This is a genomic window from Tepidiforma sp. (assembly GCF_026419595.1).
Taxonomy (GTDB): Bacteria; Chloroflexota; Dehalococcoidia; order Tepidiformales; family Tepidiformaceae; genus Tepidiforma.
This window is the reverse complement of record NZ_JANZZD010000086.1, coordinates 1-813: the sequence shown is the minus strand read 5'-3', so window position 1 is coordinate 813 and position 813 is coordinate 1. Positions and strand designations below refer to the sequence as shown.

Here is an 813-nt window from a genome sequence, read left to right as displayed (position 1 = left end):
GCCATCTGCTGCCCAATACCCTCACACCGGTCTTTGTGCAGGCCAGCTTCGATGTGGGCGGGGCCATCCTCACCGCCGCGGGCCTGTCGTTTATCGGCTTTGGGGCCCAGCCGCCCACCCCGGAGTGGGGGGCCATGGTCTCCGAGACCCGCAGCTACATCGCCGAGGCCATCTGGGCCCCCACCGCGCCGGCCATGGGCATTCTGCTCACCGTGCTGGCCTTCAACCTGCTGGGCGATGCCCTGCGGGACGTGCTCGATCCCAGGGGGCGGGATTGAGGGTGGAGATGCGGCCCGCCTCGGTGGAGGAAGCCGCGGTGGCTTCCGATATCCTCAGCGAAGCTGCCCGGTGGCTGATGGAACGGGGCCAGACGCTCTGGCACCTCGAGGAGCTCACCCCCGAACTGCTCCGTCCGGTGGCCCAGCAGGGTGAGCTGTTCCTGGCCTATGGGCAGGGGCAGGCCGTTGGCACCCTCATCTACCAGCACGCCGATCCCCTCTTCTGGCCCGAGGTTCCGGCGGGCGCCTCGGCCTTCGTGCACAAGGTGGCGGTGCGGCGGGCGGTGGCCGGGCAGGGGGTGGCCGCGGCCATGCTGGCCTGGGCCCAGGAGCGGGCCAGGGCCGAAGGCTTGGCCTTTCTGCGCCTGGACACCGATTTCAACCGCCCGAAACTGCGCAGCTTTTACGAGGGCCTGGGTTTTGTATGTGTGGGGGAGAAGCGGGTAACCCGCATGGGCCACCCCCTGCACGTGGCCCTGTACGAGTTAAGGCTTTAGCCGGCTACAACCCCCCACAGCCCCGGGGGGCCGAGGGA

At 69.2% G+C, this 813-nt stretch carries 2 protein-coding genes; both read left to right on the top strand.

Features of this window, described 5'->3' with window-relative positions:
• The coding region (locus N2041_RS14470) for an ABC transporter permease (protein ID WP_297679298.1) at positions 1-278 on the top strand (278 nt) is incomplete at its 5' end.
• Positions 279-286: 8 nt separating this feature from the next.
• The gene (locus tag N2041_RS14465; RefSeq protein WP_297679300.1) at positions 287-775 is read left to right on the top strand and encodes a GNAT family N-acetyltransferase; all 489 of its coding nucleotides are present in this window, start codon (positions 287-289) and stop codon (positions 773-775) included.
• Positions 776-813: the final 38 nt, after the last annotated feature.